This window comes from Streptomyces sp. H39-S7 (genome assembly GCF_027158205.1).
Classification (GTDB): domain Bacteria; phylum Actinomycetota; class Actinomycetes; order Streptomycetales; family Streptomycetaceae; genus Actinacidiphila.
This window is the reverse complement of the sequence record NZ_JAPVLU010000061.1, coordinates 26,559-41,432: the sequence shown is the minus strand read 5'-3', so window position 1 is coordinate 41,432 and position 14,874 is coordinate 26,559. Positions and strand designations below refer to the sequence as shown.

Below are 14,874 nucleotides of genomic sequence, written 5' to 3'. Positions count from 1 at the left end.
CACTGCGTTGTCGGGCTCATCCACGTACCCCGGTACGAGGACGACCCTCCGCCTTGCGATCGCACGCACCAGACGCCCCGGGCCCCGCCCTCCGGGCGGACGCCGCTATTTGTCAGACACGACCTAGATCCCTCGATCCCTCGATCCACCCGGTGCGCCGCCCGAACGGGCGGCGCACCGCTCGCGCATCAAAGGACCCTCATGGCCCGTATCCCGCACCCGGCGCGCGCGCTGCGAGCACCGCTCATCACGCTGGCCCTCGCCACCCTGGCGGCCTGCTCGTCGGGTTCCCCCTCGGCCGACGCCCCCGCCAAGCCCGCCGCCACGCAGGCCACCTCGTCCCCCGCGACAACGGCGCCCGCCGCACCCGGCGGTCCCACCCGCGTGGCCATCCCCTCCCTCGGCGTGGACAGCGCCCTCCTCCGCCTCGGCCTCAATACCGACCAGACCGTACAAGTCCCGCCGCCCGACCAGGGGATGACGGCCGGCTGGTACGTGAACAGCGCGGTGCCGGGCGCGCGCGGGGCCTCCGTCGTCATCGGCCACAACAGCACCCGCTACGGCAAAGCGGTCTTCCACGACCTGGCAAAGATCAAAAAGGGCGCCGACATCGCCATCAGCGGCGCCGGCGGCAAGACCACGCACTTCACGGTGACCACCACCGAGACCGTCAGCAAGAAGTCCTTCCCCACCCAGAAGGTCTACGCCCCCACCGCGACCCCCACCCTCCGCCTGATCACCTGCGACGGCTCGATCGACGCCCAGGGCCACCCCGAGGACAACCTCATCGTCTACGCCACCCAAACCTGACCCGCCCGCACCCCTCAGCCCCCGCGGAACGAGGAAGTCCCGGCCGGCAAGCTGACCGGGACTTCCTCACGTGGGGCCGAATTCGCCGGCCGGCGGGGTGGTGGTCAGGTACTCAGGGGCCAGGACTTGAGCAGGGTCCGGGCGGTTCCGTTGTTGCCGAGTTGGTAGACGGCCATCCCGGCGGGCTGGACGTGGAAGGTTTCGAAGGGTTCGGCCTGCAGGGTCTTGAGGTGTTCGACGGTGTCGACTCCCACGGTGAGGTGGGCGGTGTAGTTCGACCCGATTTGATCAGGTACGTACGTCTCGACCCAGTCTTTTGTGGTCTGGCTGATCTGCTGGCCCGGGTCGGTGACGAACGCGGTGTCGGTGCCACCGGATCCGGTGAACGGGGTCACCGGTCCAGGTTGATGACCAGGTTCGTGCCGGCGGCCTTGGGGCCGTCGTGGCGTACCGCGATGTAGTCCGGGAACAGGTCCAGCGGCATGGCCATGATGGTCTCCATGCTGCCGGTGCTCTGTACGCCGGTGGTGGGCGTGCCGTCGCGCAGTTCCTGGGCGGCGGTGAGGTAGAGGTTGCGCCACTGTGGGCCCTCGGACTGGTAGCCGAGCTGTTCGTAGGCGTCGGCCTGCAGTTCCCGGGCGTCCTGGTTGCCGGGGTCGGCGAACACGGCCTGTCCGGCGAGTTCGGCCAACCAGCGGTAGTCGCCCTCCTGGAAGGCGGTGCGGGCCAGTTCCAGGGCGCGGTCGGCGCCGCCGATGGCCTGCAGATAGCGCTTGGCCATGTCGGCGGGCGGCAGCGGGTGCAGGTGCATCGGGTTGCCGTCGTACCAGCCCAGTTCCTTGGTGTAGACGGCTTTGAGGTTGTGGTTGACGGTGCCGTGGTAGCCGCGGTTCCACCAGGCCTGGCCCAGGACGTCGGGCAGGTCGAGGTTCTCGGCGATCTCGATGGGGGTCAGGCCGTGGTTGGCCAGCCGCAGGGCCTGGTCGTGCAGGTACTTGTAGGTGTCGCGCTGGGAGCCGAGGAACTCGGCGACGTTCTCCTTGCCCCACACCGGCCACGTGTGGGGGCCGTAGTGGATCTCGGCGTCGGGGAACAGCTCCATCGCCTCGTCCAGGCAGGCGGCGAAGTTCGCGGCGTCGCGGGTGCGGGCCCCGCGCAGGGTCTGGATGTTGTGCAGGGAGTGGTTGGCGTTCTCCGCGCAGGTCAGGGCTTTGAGTTCGGGGATGTAGAAGTGGAACTCCTCGGGGGCCTCGGTGTCGGGGGCCATCTGGAAGACGAATTCGAGGCCGGCCAGGGTGCGTGTCTCGCCGGTGGTGGTGATGGTGTCGGTGGGCTTGATGTAGGCGAAGGTGCCGGTCGGGGGCAGGGCCAGGCCGCCGCCGTCGGTGACCATGCCCTGCGGAACCTGTAGACACTTCTGCCGACCAGCCACAGGCCAATGACCAGGGACAACGCGACAATGGCTTGGTCCCGGCGCCCGCTGATCCCCCTTCAGCGCAAGGCCGACGAGGAGAGGGCCCGCAAGGTTGCCAAGAAGGCCAAGCGGAAGGCGAAGACCAAGGACTGACGCCCCGCCGCTCACGCACGGGGTCTCGCGGCCCAGCCGCCGCATGCCCTGAATGAGTGCGGGCAAGCAAAAGGCCCAGGTCACGGGCTAGGTGACCTGGGCCTTGCTGGGGCCGCCTTCGGGATTCGAACCCGAGACCTACGCATTACGAGTGCGTTGCTCTGGCCAGCTGAGCTAAGGCGGCATGCTGCGCTCGGCCAGTGTGGCGGGAGCAGCGGCGCCAAGTCTACAGGGTTCTCGGGGGTGCTCCGTGCCGGGGTGGAGCAGGGGGAAGCGCAGGTCAGCGGGGCGGTTTCGTCAGTCGCATTTTTTGTTCTTCGGCGGGGTGGTGCCTTCGAGGAGGTAGAGGTTCACGGCCGTGTCGATGCAGTCGGAACCTCGGCCGTAGGCGGTGTGGCCGTCGCCGTTGTAGGTGAGGAGGTGGCCGGAGGTGAGTTGGGAGGCGAGGGACTCGGCCCAGGAGTACGGGGTGGCGGGGTCGCGGGTGGTGCCGACGACGAGGATCGGGGCCGCGCCCTCGGCTTCGATGCGCTGCGGCTTGCCGGTGGCCGGGATCTTCCAGTAGCCGCAGATCAGGCTTGCCCAGGCCAGGCCCGTGCCGAAGTGCGGGGAGGCGGAGCGGAAGGAGGGGAGGGCGCGTTCGACGTCCGCCGGGGAGGAGAGCGCCGGGGGGAGGTCGAGGCAGTTGACGGCGGCGTTGGCGGCCATGAGGTTCGAGTACTTGCCGCCGCTGTCGCGCTCGTAGTACTCGTCGGAGAGCTTGAGGAGGCCCGCGCCGTCACCCTGCATGGCCTGGGCCAGGGCGCCGCGCAGCGTCGGCCACGAGCCCTCGTCGTACATGGCGGAGATCACGCCGGTGGTGCCGAGCGCCTCGGTGAGGGGGCGGGCCTGGTCGGTGGGGAGGGGTTTGGCGTCGAGGCCGCGGAAGAACTCGTCGAGGCGACGGCCGGCGTCCTCGGCGCTCTTGGTGCCCAGGGGGCAGTCGGTGTGCTGGACGCAGTCGCCGGCGAAGGCGGTGAAGGCCGTCTCGAAGCCGCCCGCCTGGGTGCGGCTGCTGTCGAGGGCCCCGACCGAGGGGTCCATCGCGCCGTCGAGGACCAGCCGGCCGACGCGCTGCGGGAAGAGCCCGGCGTACGTGGCGCCGAGGAAGGTGCCGTAGGACTTGCCGACGTAGGTGAGCTTGTCGTCACCGAGCAGGGCCCGCAGGACGTCCATGTCGCGGGCCGAGTCGATGGTGGAGACGTGGGCGAGGACCTTGGCGGAGCGCTTCGCGCAGCCGGCCGCGAAACCGGTGTCGGCGGCGACGAGCTGGTCGGCCTCGGCGGCGTCGTCGGGGGTCGTGTCGACGGCGGTGAAGGCGTCCATCTGCGCGTCGGTGAGGCACGCGACGGGCTCGCTGCGGGCGACGCCGCGCGGGTCGATGGCGGCCATGTCGTAGCGGGAGGTGACCGGTGCGGGGTAGCCGAGCGCCGCGTACTGCAGGTAGTCGATCGCCGAGCCGCCGGGGCCGCCGGGGTTGACCAGGAGCGAGCCGAGCCGTGCGCCGGGACCCGCGGCCTTCTTGCGGGCGACGGCCAGCTTGAGGTCGTCGGCCGCCACGGGGTGCGCGTAGTCCAGCGGGGCCTTCATCGTCGCGCACTCGAAGCCGGGGACGCCGCACGTGTGCCAGCTCAGCTTCTGGCCGTAGTACGGCGCCAGGTCGGCGGCCGTGGTCGCCGGGAGCGGGCCGAGCGACCTGGTGGCAGTGGTGGACGCGGCCGCGCCGTGGTCCGAGCCCCCGCTGTCGCACCCGGAGAGGAGCAGGCCCGCCACCGCCAGGGCGACGGCGGGGATACGGAGCGGGCTTCGGAGCGGGCTTCGGAGCGGGCTCTTGATGTACATCGGCGGCTCGGGTCCTCCCGTCGGGTGATCGGGAGCGTATCCGCCCCGGCGGGGTGGGGGTGGGTCGAGGAGCTCACTTGTGGGCTGTTTGTCCGATCTTTGTGCGCCGAACGAGTGGCGGGCGCGACCGGGGAAGAATCTGACGCCCGCGTCCCCAGCGGCGCCCGGCTACGGGCGCTCCGGCCCGTCGACCTTCTCCGTGAGGTAGCCGGCGACGCGCGCGAAGAGTTCCCGCCGGCTGCTCAGGCCGCTGATGACGCGCACCTCACCGGTGCGGGGGCGCAGCGCCGTGCGGAACCTCTGGGCCGATTCGCGGGCGGCGCTCTCGCCGGAGCCGGAGGCGAGGAGGAGCGCGAGGCGCCGGCGGCCCGTCGGGAACGGGACGCCGACGTCCTCGTACATGCCGGAGACCCCGGCGACCGCGCGGTAGCGGTCGGGGTGGGCGAACGCCTCGCGGACGGCGCACGCCGCCCGGTCGCCGACGCCCAGGATCGCGCGGCCCGAACGGGACGTCAGGGTGCGGTAGTGGTGGGCGACGGCGCGGAGGTCGGGTCCGGCGGCGGCGCAGTCGCGCGGCAGCACGACGAGGAACGGATCGGCCTGGCCGCGCTGGACCTGGGCGGCGAAGCCCGCGTAGATCTGCTGGTCACCGGCGCCCACCTGCGCGACCACCACGGGGAAGGACACCTTCGCGGAGCGCGGGTAGGAGTACTGCGCCGGCGTCCAGACGCGTGTGCCGTCGGCGAGCTCCTGGAGGACGCCGCCCGACGGGCGCGAGATCGTACGGGGCGCCGCGGACCAGGACGCGGGCGGCGCGGGAGCGCGGGCGGGCGCCCGGGGAGGAGCGGACGGCCGGAGCTCCGCGGCGACGGCCGGCACCGTGGCGCCGTTGCCGCCGCCGTCGCCGTCCCGCGACAGCAGCGGTACGCCCAGGGCGACCGCCGCCAGGACGGCCGCACCCGCGGCGGCGACGCGCAGCGTCGTGCCGAGCCGGTCCTGCGACAACTCGTAGACGCGGCCGCACCGCTCCGACCACCAGTGGCGCAGGGCGCAGCGCACGAGCGCCACGGCGGCGGCGGCGGTGATGAGGAAGAGAAGGGTGAACAGGACGGCATCAGCCACGGTACGGACCACCTCGGGGACGACTGCGGCCCCCGGGTGGGCTCCGGCGGCACTGTCTGCAGCCTGCAACGAGGCGCGTCGGGCGGGCGGACGGCGTTACGGGTCCAGGTCGTCGATCACCCGAAGGCACCAAAGGTAGGACAGGCACACAGGGCCGGGAGGGGGAGGGAAGGGGAAGGGGAGAGGGATGCGGGGGCGGGGGATGAGGGCGCCCATCCCGCGACGCGCTCCCCCGTCGGCTCCCGTCAGCCCCCGTCGGCTCCCGTCGACCCCGTCAGCCAGCCCGCAGCGACAGCGTCATCGCCTCCACCGCCAGCAGCGGCGCCACGTTCCGCTCCAGCGCCTGCCGGCAGGCCAGGATCGCCTCGATCCGGCGCAGCGAGTTCTCCGGGCGGGACGAGGCCGCGATGCGCTCGATCGCGTCGCGCGCCTCGACGTTCGCGATGCCGACCTTCGAGCCGACCTGCACCGCGAGCACGTCCCGGTAGAAGCCGGCCAGGTCGATGAGGGCCAGGTCGAGCGTGTCCCGCTGGGTACGGGTCGATCGGCGCTTCTGGCGGTCCGCCAGGTCCTTCATGGCGCCCGCCGTGCCACGCGGCATCCGGCTGCCGGCGCCCGCCGCCGCCCCGAGCGCGGTCCGCAGCTCCTCGGTCTCCTTGCCGTCCACGTCCACCGCGACCTGCTTGGCGTCGTCCGCGGCCGCGTCCACCAGCTCCTGCGCCGCCTTCAGGCACCCGCCCACGTCGTCCACGCGCAGCGGCACCCGCAGCACGGTCGCCCGCCGGGCCCGCGCCTGCTCGTCGGTGGCGAGCCGGCGGGCCCGGCCGATGTGGCCCTGCGTCGCCCTGGCGGCCGTCGCCGCCAGCTCCGGGTCGATCCCGTCCCGCCGCACCAGGACGTCGGCGACCGCTTCGACGGACGGGGTCCGCAGGCTCAGCAGCCGGCAGCGGGAGCGGATGGTCGGCAGCGCGTCCTCGACCGAGGGGGCGCACAGCAGCCAGACGGTACGGGGCGCGGGCTCCTCGACCGCTTTCAGCAGCACGTTCCCCGCACCTTCGGTGAGGCGGTCGGCGTCCTCCAGGACGATCACCTGCCACCGGCCGGTCGCCGGCGACATGGCGGCCCGCCGCACCAGGTCACGGGTGTCCTTCACACCGATCGACAGCAGATCCGTCCGGACGATCTCGACGTCCGCGTGCGTCCCGATCAGCGTCGTGTGGCAGCCGTCGCAGAACCCGCAGCCCGGGACCCCGCCCAGCGCCCGGTCCGGGCTCGTGCACTGCAGCGCCGCCGCGAAGGCGCGGGCGGCGGTGGAGCGGCCCGAGCCGGGAGGGCCGGTGAACAGCCAGGCGTGCGTCATCTTGGACGCAGTCGGCAGCTCAGCGCCCCTCGCGCCCGCCGAGTGGGCCGTCACCAGGGCATCGGCGTCCCGCGCGGCCGCGGACAGCTGCGCCGTCACCGCGTCCTGGCCGACCAGGTCGTCCCACACCGCCATTACGAGTCCTCGAGTCCTCTGGGGTTGCCGTGCGTTCCCTCGCCCATGACGATCCGCCGCCATCGGCCCTGCCCACCATTGTCGGGCATCGCACTGACAACGGATCGCCCTCCGGGACGGGACGGACCGACGGACCCGGCTCCCCCTCACATGGTGGGTCGCTCTCACATGGTGGGGTCGGCCTCACATGGTGAGCCGGCGCACCCCGCCCGCCACCGCGCGCTGCTCCGGGGCGTCCGTCCCCGTCCAGCAGGACCCGCGCCGGGCGAGCAGCCGGCGGAGCCAGACCTCCGTCGCGACGAGCTCGCCGAGTCCGTCCAGCGGGAGCGCCTCCCCGTCGGCGGCGGCCCGCAGGGCCTGGCGGACGACGCGGGCCTCCACGAGCCCCGCGTCGGCGAGCAGCGGGGTGTCGAACAGCTCGATGAGGTCGTCGACCGAGGACCGCAGCCCGGTGCGGAACGCGGCGGCGGTCGAGACATGGGAGTTGGCACCCCAGCCCGGCGGCAGCTCCCGGATGCCGGATCCGGCCAGGACCGCGCGCAGCACCGAGACCCGCGCCCCGGGCTGCACGCGCAGTGCCTCGGGCAGCGCCCGGCAGGCGCGGACGACCTGGTTGTCGAGGAAGGGGGCGTGCAGCCGCTGGCTGCGCACCTCGACGGCCTGCTCGAAGACGCGGTGGTCGGCGGCGTGCCGGGCCAGGGCGGCTCGGGCGCGGAGGTCGCCGGGGCGCTCCGCCGGTGCCGGCCGGGCCGCCGCCTCCTGGAGGCGAACCGATACGTCGCCGAGCGCCTCGGGCGAGTCCGGGCAGGCGAGGGTGGCGGCGAGGTGGGTGACGTCCAGCCCCGCTTCGGTGAGGTCCGCGAGCGGGAGGGCGGCCGTCGCGAAGGCCGTGCCGCCCGCCCAGCGGGTGTGGAAGACGGGCCGGGCACCGGCGAGGTCGCCCAGGATCGTGATGCGGCGGCCGAGTTGGAGGACGGCGGTGTAGCTGCCGGGCCAGGCGGTGAGGTGGCGCAGGGCGCCGCCGCGGGCGGCGAACAGTCCGACGCGCAGTTGGGCGTCGGAGGCGTGGCAGCGTCCGAGGATGGCGATCCGGGCGATGGCGGGGTGGCTGCTGCCGTAGCCGCTGCCGTGCCCGCCGCCGTAGGTGCTGCCGTTGCTGTCGCCGTAGCCGTTGGCGCCCCGGTAGCCGTTGCCGGTGCCGCGGCTGCTGCTGCCGTTGTAGTCGTTGCTCCCGCTGCCGTAGCCGTTGCTTCCGTAGGCCGCGCCAGAACGCGCACCGGATCCCGAACCGGAGTACGTGCTTCCGCCCGGGAACGTGGCGCCGGACGGGTCGGCGTGGATCACCCGCACCTCGTCGGGACGCCAGTCGCCGACCGCCCAGAGCGGGTCCGGGTCACCCCACAGGAGCTGTGCGCCAACCGGGAGGACCGAACGGGCCGCAGTGCCCGGAAGTGATCCCGCCGCGGCACTGCTCCACCCCACCAACCACCGCATCGCCGCCTCCACAGGCCGTGGACCACTGGCCGCGCGGCATGCGAACTGCCGCTCCGCCTGAGGAACATGCTGCCATGGCACGGCGCACAAGGAGGCGCATGGGCGCAGGGAGGAGCGCCGGGTCGTCCGCGTGAAGCCAAACGTCGGTTTCACGCCAAAGTGGCTGGCACATGCCGGAGTTGATATGCCGTTCGCCGGATGCGCGTTCGGGGCGGGGCTCATTCACGACATAAGCCGCAGAAAATTATCAGTCCGGGAGGCGTCCGCACGCCTCCCGGACCGGTCCGCCGCCCGCGGGGATTGTGGCGGCGGAGCCCCCTGGCCCGCCGTCTCTTGCCATTGCCGCTTGTCGAGGCCACGGGCCGACCCACCCGTCCATGGAAGCGCCCCCGATCAGGACCGCACAGAGCGCACGGGCAGGCGCACAGCCACATATACCGGGAGCACGGGCACTTTTTGGGGGCTGCAATCTCGCCATCCGGGACAGCCCTCTTAACGGTCGGGATGCGGCGAACTACGCTGGGTGTACCCGAGTAGCGAGCGTCCTGGCATCTCAGGGCCCGATTTGTCCGCGACATTGGCCGAATCGGACTCCGCAGACATCACAGCCTCTACAAGAGGGGCTGGGACGGCCGTTCTTTGTGTCGAGGGGGTGGCAAGGGCGTGGTCCACGTGCGCGGCCCCCGTGTGTCCGGACAACTCGGCGTGTCCGGGCGACTCGGCGTGTCCGGACGTTTCGGCGCGTCCGGCGTTCCCGGCTCAGACGAGGAGTGGCCATGCTGTGCTCTCCCGGGAGGCAGCTACCGCCGCCCCCCGCCCCCACACCGGTTCCCGCCCAGGGCCCCGTCACCACCGACCCCCCGAGATCCGACCGGGCCGTCCGGCCCGCCCCCAGCGGCATCGCGAGGTGAACCGCAGTGAACAAGGAACATCGCGGGCCGAACGAAAAGCTCGGCACCCTTCTCGCCCTGGCCGCCATCAGTAACGCGGGCCTCGCCCGCCGGGTCAACGACCTGGGCGCGCAACGGGGCCTGACCCTCCGCTACGACAAGACCTCGGTGGCCCGGTGGGTCAGCAAGGGCATGGTGCCGCAGGGCGCCGCTCCGCACCTCATCGCCGCGGCGATAGGCAGCAAGCTCGGCCGTCCCGTCCCGCTGCACGAGATCGGGCTCGCGGACGCCGATCCGGCGCCCGAGGTCGGGCTCGCCTTCCCGCGCGACGTCGGCGAGGCGGTGAAGTCCGCCACCGACCTGTGGCGGCTCGATCTGGCCGGCCGCCGCGGCCCCGGCGGCACCGGCATCTGGCAGAGCCTGGCGGGCTCCTTCGCGGTCAGCGCGTACGTGACCCCCGCCTCGCGGTGGCTGATCACCCCCGCCGACGCGCTCGTGGCGCGCGACGCCCCCGCGCCCGGCACCGCCCACGTCGGGCACTCCGACGTGGCGAAGCTGCGCGAGGCCGCGGACGACGCCCGCCGCTGGGACTCGAAGTACGGCGGCGGCGACTGGCGCTCCGGGATGGTTCCCGAATGCCTCCGGGTCGAGGCGGCGCCGCTGCTGCTCGGCTCGTACAGCGACGAGGTCGGCCGCTCGCTCTTCGGCGCCACCGCGGAACTCACCCGGCTCGCCGGCTGGATGGCCTTCGACACCGGCCAGCAGGAGGCCGCGCAGCGCTACTACATCCAGGCCCTCCGCCTGGCCCGCGCGGCGGCCGACGTGCCCCTGGGCGGCTACGTCCTGGCGTCGATGTCCCTGCAGGCCACGTACCGGAGCTTCGCCGACGAGGGCGTCGACCTCGCGCAGGCGGCCCTGGAACGCAACCGCGGTCTGGCCACCGCCCGCACGATGAGCTTCTTCCAGCTCGTCGAGGCCCGCGCGCACGCCAAGGCCGGCGAGGCCGCCGCGTGCGCCACGTCCCTCGCGGCGGCCGAGTCCTGGCTGGAGCGCTCCCGGGACGGCGACGCCGATCCCGCCTGGCTCGGCTTCTACTCCTACGACCGGCTCGCGGCCGACGCCGCCGAGTGCTACCGCGACCTGCGGGTACCCCGCCAGGTGCAGCGATTCACCGAGCAGGCGCTGGCCCGGCCCACGGAGGAGTACGTCCGCTCGCACGGACTGCGCCTCGTCGTGTCCGCGGTCGCCGAACTCGAGTCGGGGAACCTGGACGCCGCCTGCGCCGCGGGGACCAAGGCCGTCGAGGTCGCCGGCCGCATCTCGTCCGCGCGCACCACGGAGTACGTCCGCGACCTGCTGCACCGGCTGGAGCCGTACGGCAACGAGCCGCGCGTCGTCGAGCTGCGGGAACGTGCCCGGCCGCTGCTGGCGGCGCCGGCGTGACGCCGGCCGGGGGCGGCCCCGGGTCGTAACCCGGGCCGGGATCAGGGAGCCACGGACGTCATCGGCGAACCACGGACGTCGCCGCCCGTGGCCGCCGCGCGGTCCACGGAGTGCGTCCACACGCCACACGCCTTGCCCCACAAGGGTTTGCGACCATTGTCAGTGGGCCAGTTCATGATGGGGATGTCTTCGGATGAGGGCCTCGGCGCCGCACGGCGGGGCCCTCGTCGCAGGGGCTTCATGAAGGGGACTCATGATGGGGGCCCATGATGGGGGCGGCTGGCCGTCGGTCAGCAACGCGGAGCCGGGGAGGTGGCATGGGACCGTACGCCGATGACGTGAACGACGTCGTCGTCATCGGGGCGGGCATCGTCGGCCTGTCCACGGCCTACGCGCTGACCCGTGCGGCACCGGGCACCCGCGTGACGGTGCTGGAGAAGGAGCCCGGCCCCGCCCGGCACCAGACCGGCCGCAACAGCGGTGTGATCCACAGCGGGATCTACTACCCGCCGGGCTCGCTCAAGGCGCGCTACGCCCTCCAGGGCTCCGCCGAGATGGCGAAGTTCTGCGCGGAACACGACATCGCGCACGAGATCACCGGCAAGCTCATCGTCGCGACGGAGCGGGACGAGCTGCCCCGGCTGCACGCCCTGGTCCAGCGCGGCCGCGAGCACGGCATCGCGGTGCGCGAGCTGGGCCCCGCCCAGATCCAGGAGTACGAACCGCAGGCGGCCGGCCTGGCCGCCATCCATGTCGGCTCCACCGGCATCTGCGACTACGGCGCGGTGGCCGCGACCATGGCCCGGCTCGCCACCGACGCCGGCGCCAGGATCCGGTACGGCGCCGAGGTCCGCTCGATCACCCGCACCACGGGGTCCGGTCCCGACGGCGCCGGGATCGTCATCGGGTCCACCACCGGCGAGATCCGTACGAAGACCCTCGTGAACTGCGCGGGTCTGCACTGCGACCGGGTGGCCCGCCTCGCGGGCGACGAGCCCGGGATGCGCATCATCCCGTTCCGCGGCGAGTACTACGAGCTGAAGCCGTCCCGTACCGGCCTCGTCCGCGGTCTGGTCTACCCGGTCCCCGACCCGGCCTTCCCCTTCCTCGGCGTCCACCTCACGCGGGACGTGCACGGCGGGGTGCACCTGGGTCCCAACGCGGTCCCGGCGACGGCCCGCGAGGGCTACCACCGCCGCACGTTCCGCGCCCGGGACGTGGCGGAGGTCGCCGGCTACCCCGGCACGTGGCGGATCGCCCGCCGCCACTGGCGGTACGAGATCGGCGAGATCCACCGCTCGCTGTCCAAGCGCGCCTTCACCGCCGCCGCGCAGCGCCTGCTGCCCGCGCTCCGCCCGTCGGACCTGATACCGGCCGCCGCCGGCGTCCGCGCCCAGGCGGTGCTCCGGGACGGCACCCTGGTGGACGACTTCCTGTTCGGCGGCTCCGGTCCCTTCGTCCACGTGCTCAACGCGCCCTCGCCCGCCGCGACGGCGTCACTCCCGATCGGCCGCGAGGTCGCCCGCCGGGCCCTGTCGGCACTGGCCACCCTGCAGGCGGCGTAGCGAGGCTCCGGGCGCGGCCGGCCGGGCCGGGAAGCGGGTCGGGAGCCGGGCCTGGGTGAGGCCGAGCCCGGGGGCCGGGCTGCGGACCGGGCCGGGGCGCTTCGCCACGCCCGTAGAATCAGCCCATCGTGTCTAGCTCATCCACTCCCCCCAGCACCCCCGCGGTCGCCGCCTCCGACGCGGCCGTCTCCGTGGGCTCCGCCGGTCTCCCGGCCGCCCGGCCCAGGGCCGCCGCCCGCCCGGCGAAGTTCCCCGACGGTCCGGCGCCGGACCCGGCGGGCTCCCGCGAGGAGCACCGCATCCGGACGTTCCACGCCCGCCGCGGCCGCGTCACCGACGCGCAGGCGGGAGCGCTGGAGCGGCACTGGGCGGAATGGGGCGTGGAGCTGGACGGCTCCCCCCTCGACCTGGCCGGGCTCTTCGGCGACCCCGCCCTGCCCGTCGTCCTGGAGATCGGCTTCGGGATGGGCGACGCCACCGCGCGGATGGCCGCCGACGACCGGGCCACCGGCATCCTCGCCGTCGACGTGCACACCCCCGGCCAGGGCAACCTGCTCAATCTGGCCGACCAGTACGGCCTGACAAACGTCCGGGTCGCCAACGGCGACGCGATCGTGCTGCTCCGCGACATGCTCCCGCCGGCCTCCCTCGCGGGGCTGCGGATCTACTTCCCGGACCCGTGGCCGAAGGCCAAGCACCACAAGCGCCGGATGATCCAGCCCGCGTTCCTGGCCCTCGTCGCGCCGCTCCTGCGCCCCGGCGCGACCCTGCACTGCGCGACCGACTGGGAACCGTATGCGGAACAGATGCTGGAGGTGCTTTCCGCCAGTCCGGATTTCATCAACCAGTACGGCGCCGGTTACGCCCCGCGCCCCGATTTCCGTCCCATGACCAAGTTCGAGCGCCAGGGACTGGCGAAGGACCACATCGTCCACGACCTGCTCTTCACTCGCCGCTAACCCCTGGCGGAAGCTAAGCGGAATCCGGAACGGCCTGGACCGGACCGCGGACGAAGACGTAATCGGAAGGGCATCGCGCACATCCGGTCTCCCCCGTACTGTCGACTGGTGTCCTCGTACTCGCATTCGCCCGACTCCTCGAACCACCCGGTCCCCGAGTACCGCGACCACGCTCAGCAGGCGCCCGAGTTCACCACCGTCCCGACCGCTCCGGAACAGTGGCACTACAAACCGCGGCGCGCCTTCTGGGAGAGCAAGGCGGTACGCGCCGGAGCCCTCTTCACCCTGCTCGCGCTGTGCGGCGTGATCATCCTGGCGCTGGTGCGGCAGCAGATAGGCACGGAGGGGTTCTTCGTCGGCCTCGCCCTGTCGATCCTGCCGGTGCCGGTGCTGATCTGGGCGTTCGTCTGGCTGGACCGGGTCGAGCCGAGTCCGTGGAAGAACCTGGTCTTCGCCTTCTCGTGGGGCGCGTGCGCCGCGACACTGGTGGCGATACTGGCGAACGAGTACGCCACCGAACTCCTCGCGACGACCTTCACCGCGAGTCCGTCCCAGACCGACACCTGGGGCGCGACCTTCGTCGCACCGCTGGTCGAGGAGACGGCCAAGGGCGCCGCGATCCTGCTGCTCTTCCTCTTCCGGCGCCGGCACTTCGAGAGCATCGTCGACGGCATCGTGGTCGCCGGCCTCACCGCCACCGGCTTCGCCTTCACCGAGAACATCCTGTACCTGGGCTCGGCCTTCGGTGAGGACCAGGCCTACGGCTCCTCCGGCCTGCAGTCCTCCACGGCGGCGACCTTCTTCGTCCGGGTCGTGATGACGCCCTTCGCGCATCCGCTCTTCACGGCGATGACCGGCACCGGCTTCGCGATCGCCGCCATGACCCGGCCGGGCCGCCCCTGGCGCTGGCTCGCCCCGATCGGCGGCTGGCTGCTCGCGATGCTCCTGCACGGCGTCTGGAACAGCTCGGCGTCGCTCGCCCCGCTCGGCTTCCTGGCGATGTACGGCGCGATCATGATCCCGGTCTTCGCACTCGTGGTGTGGCTCGCCATCTGGTCGAGGTCGAAGGAGCTGGGCACCATCCGCACCCAGCTGCCCGTCTACGCGATGGCCGGCTGGCTGACCCCGCCGGAACCCGTCGTCCTCGCCTCGATGAAGGCCCGCAGCGTGGCCCGCGCCGCCGCCCGCCGCGCGCACGGCGACGCGGCGGCCCGTACCGTCCGCGAGTACATCGCCTTCGCGACCCACCTCGCCTTCCTCCGCGCCGCCGCCGCCCGCGGCACCGCCGGGCCGCACTTCGTCGCCCGCGAGCAGGAGCTCCTCCACCACCTGTGGCAGCGCAAGGACGTCGCCCAGCCCGCCCTCACCCACGCCGCCTGGGCGACCCGCCCCGCGGTGCCGCCGGCCTGGGGCCAGTGGCAGCAACAGCAGTACGGCCCGTATCCGCAACGCCAGTACGGCCAGCACTACGGGCAGCCGCAGTACGGACAGCCGCACCCCGAGTCCCAGCAACCCCAGCCCCAGCAACCCGGGCCTCAGCAGCCCGCGCCTTCGCAGCAGCCCTACGCCCAGCCGTACGGCCGGCAGACACCCCCCTACGGCACCCAGAACATCTGACCCGCCCGACGCTCCCCTGCGCCTGCTCCGC

The 14,874-nt window shown here is 73.0% G+C and carries 11 protein-coding genes and 1 tRNA gene; 5 read left to right on the top strand and 7 right to left on the bottom strand.

Going from position 1 to position 14,874, the window contains the following annotated elements:
• Positions 1–201 precede the first annotated feature (201 nt).
• Complete coding sequence (locus O3X23_RS37875; protein ID WP_269277892.1) at positions 202–810, top strand: class F sortase; 609 nt, start codon at positions 202–204, stop codon at positions 808–810.
• A 104-nt stretch (positions 811–914) separates the two neighbouring features.
• Here the strand turns inward: O3X23_RS37875 and O3X23_RS37870 are convergent, their stop codons facing one another.
• The 7 genes from O3X23_RS37870 to O3X23_RS37840 all read right to left on the bottom strand — a co-directional run bounded on the left by O3X23_RS37870 (position 915) and on the right by O3X23_RS37840 (position 8,369).
• A complete protein-coding gene (locus tag O3X23_RS37870) occupies positions 915–1,205 on the bottom strand; it encodes a hypothetical protein (RefSeq protein WP_269277889.1) in 291 nt (96 codons plus the stop codon).
• The gene (locus O3X23_RS37865; protein ID WP_269277886.1) at positions 1,202–2,203 is read right to left on the bottom strand and encodes an alkyl sulfatase dimerization domain-containing protein; all 1,002 of its coding nucleotides are present in this window, start codon (positions 2,201–2,203) and stop codon (positions 1,202–1,204) included. The genes O3X23_RS37870 and O3X23_RS37865 overlap by 4 nt, the downstream gene beginning before the upstream one ends.
• Before the next feature lie 281 nt (positions 2,204–2,484).
• Positions 2,485–2,561, bottom strand: a tRNA-Thr gene (locus O3X23_RS37860).
• Between the two features lie 113 nt (positions 2,562–2,674).
• Positions 2,675–4,258, bottom strand: coding sequence for an alpha/beta hydrolase (locus tag O3X23_RS37855; protein WP_269277883.1), 1,584 nt, complete (start codon positions 4,256–4,258; stop codon positions 2,675–2,677).
• A 168-nt stretch (positions 4,259–4,426) separates the two neighbouring features.
• Entirely contained in the window at positions 4,427–5,380 is a 954-nt protein-coding gene (locus O3X23_RS37850) for a hypothetical protein (RefSeq protein ID WP_269277881.1), read from the bottom strand.
• Positions 5,381–5,654: 274 nt separating this feature from the next.
• Positions 5,655–6,875 carry a DNA polymerase III subunit delta' gene (locus tag O3X23_RS37845; RefSeq protein ID WP_269277878.1) on the bottom strand — a complete coding sequence of 407 codons (1,221 nt, stop codon included), beginning with the start codon at positions 6,873–6,875 and terminating at the stop codon, positions 5,655–5,657.
• A 183-nt stretch (positions 6,876–7,058) separates the two neighbouring features.
• The gene (locus O3X23_RS37840) at positions 7,059–8,369 is read right to left on the bottom strand and encodes an asparagine synthase-related protein (RefSeq protein ID WP_269277875.1); all 1,311 of its coding nucleotides are present in this window, start codon (positions 8,367–8,369) and stop codon (positions 7,059–7,061) included.
• 917 nt (positions 8,370–9,286) lie between these two features.
• Between O3X23_RS37840 and O3X23_RS37835 the strand changes: the two genes are divergently transcribed.
• The 4 genes from O3X23_RS37835 (at position 9,287) to O3X23_RS37820 (ending at position 14,843) form a co-directional block, all read left to right on the top strand.
• Positions 9,287–10,702 carry an MFS transporter gene (locus O3X23_RS37835; RefSeq protein WP_269277872.1) on the top strand — a complete coding sequence of 472 codons (1,416 nt, stop codon included), beginning with the start codon at positions 9,287–9,289 and terminating at the stop codon, positions 10,700–10,702.
• Between the two features lie 317 nt (positions 10,703–11,019).
• Entirely contained in the window at positions 11,020–12,267 is a 1,248-nt protein-coding gene (gene lhgO / locus O3X23_RS37830) for an L-2-hydroxyglutarate oxidase (protein WP_269277869.1), read from the top strand.
• Positions 12,268–12,458: 191 nt separating this feature from the next.
• Positions 12,459–13,226 (top strand): tRNA (guanosine(46)-N7)-methyltransferase TrmB, encoded by a 768-nt coding sequence (gene trmB, locus O3X23_RS37825; RefSeq protein WP_269277897.1) that lies wholly within the window; start codon positions 12,459–12,461, stop codon positions 13,224–13,226.
• A gap of 108 nt (positions 13,227–13,334) precedes the next feature.
• Positions 13,335–14,843: a PrsW family intramembrane metalloprotease gene (locus O3X23_RS37820; RefSeq protein ID WP_269277866.1), complete on the top strand. Its 1,509-nt coding sequence runs from the start codon at positions 13,335–13,337 to the stop codon at positions 14,841–14,843.
• Positions 14,844–14,874: the final 31 nt, after the last annotated feature.

Excerpts from the sequence above, each read along its gene's own strand:
- O3X23_RS37875 (WP_269277892.1), top strand. The coding sequence starts at position 202 with ATGGCCCGTATCCCGCACCCGGCGCGCGCGCTGCGAGCACCGCTCATC.
- O3X23_RS37865 (WP_269277886.1), bottom strand. The coding sequence starts at position 2,203 with ATGGTCACCGACGGCGGCGGCCTGGCCCTGCCCCCGACCGGCACCTTC.
- O3X23_RS37855 (WP_269277883.1), bottom strand. The coding sequence starts at position 4,258 with ATGTACATCAAGAGCCCGCTCCGAAGCCCGCTCCGAAGCCCGCTCCGT.
- O3X23_RS37845 (WP_269277878.1), bottom strand. The coding sequence starts at position 6,875 with ATGGCGGTGTGGGACGACCTGGTCGGCCAGGACGCGGTGACGGCGCAG.
- O3X23_RS37840 (WP_269277875.1), bottom strand. The coding sequence starts at position 8,369 with ATGCGGTGGTTGGTGGGGTGGAGCAGTGCCGCGGCGGGATCACTTCCG.
- lhgO (WP_269277869.1), top strand. The coding sequence starts at position 11,020 with ATGGGACCGTACGCCGATGACGTGAACGACGTCGTCGTCATCGGGGCG.